The sequence below is a fragment of the Xanthovirga aplysinae genome (assembly GCF_009711365.1).
GTDB lineage: Bacteria > Bacteroidota > Bacteroidia > Cytophagales > Cyclobacteriaceae > Xanthovirga > Xanthovirga aplysinae.
The window spans coordinates 1-744 of sequence record NZ_SMMB01000221.1; the positions used below are offsets into that span (position 1 = coordinate 1).

At 38.2% G+C, this 744-nt stretch carries 1 protein-coding gene; it reads right to left on the reverse strand.

Features of this window, described 5'->3' with window-relative positions; genetic code table 11:
* Positions 1 to 744: transglutaminase domain-containing protein (locus tag E1171_RS00485; RefSeq protein WP_222931292.1), on the reverse strand; the 744-nt coding region annotated here is incomplete at both ends.

Sequence of the window (744 nt, forward strand, 5' to 3'; positions counted from 1 at the left end):
TTTACCTTCCCCCACCAATTCATCCCCTACCAACCTAAGAAAAGAGCTGTCAGCTACGAGGTTTTCATTCTTAGTAATTATTGGAATTCTAACCACTTCAAAATCTTCCTTCGAAATTCCAACCAAAGCTTGTTTTCCCTGAATCATAGAAGAAGGAAAGCCAAAAGGAGTGTATTTACTGGTTGCGTCCAAAAACACAACCTCCCCTTTTAGGTTTTTCCATACCGTGATCATGTGGTCATCGACAATGGGTGTGGCAATAGTGGTATAATCGTATGGTTTTTCTCTGGACCCCACCCATGTGAGGTAGGATTCAACGCCTGCAATTTTAAGCATCTGGTGTATAATATTTGCCATATCTTTACAATCTCCATACTTTTTTTCTAAAACCAGGTTGGCTTCATGGGGAATGAAACCACGCATGCCTTCTTCAAAGGCAATGTACTTGATATGATCCTGCACCCAATAATAAATTCTCTTAACTTTTTCTTCCTCTTCAACTACGCCTTCTGTCAGTTGATTGACCACATTTTGTAAATTTTTCCCTTTATTTTTGCCAAGGTTCTGAGTAAAAGTTGCATACCAGGCATAGAGGTCTTCCACCTCCCCTAAATAGTTTTGATTGATCTCATTATTTTTTGCCTCTGTGATATAGTAAATAATATGAGGTGCATAATAACTTAAACTTGGGGAGTTCTCTTCCAATTCTATTTTTGGAACATGTTTTGAATTCCAACTATAGGT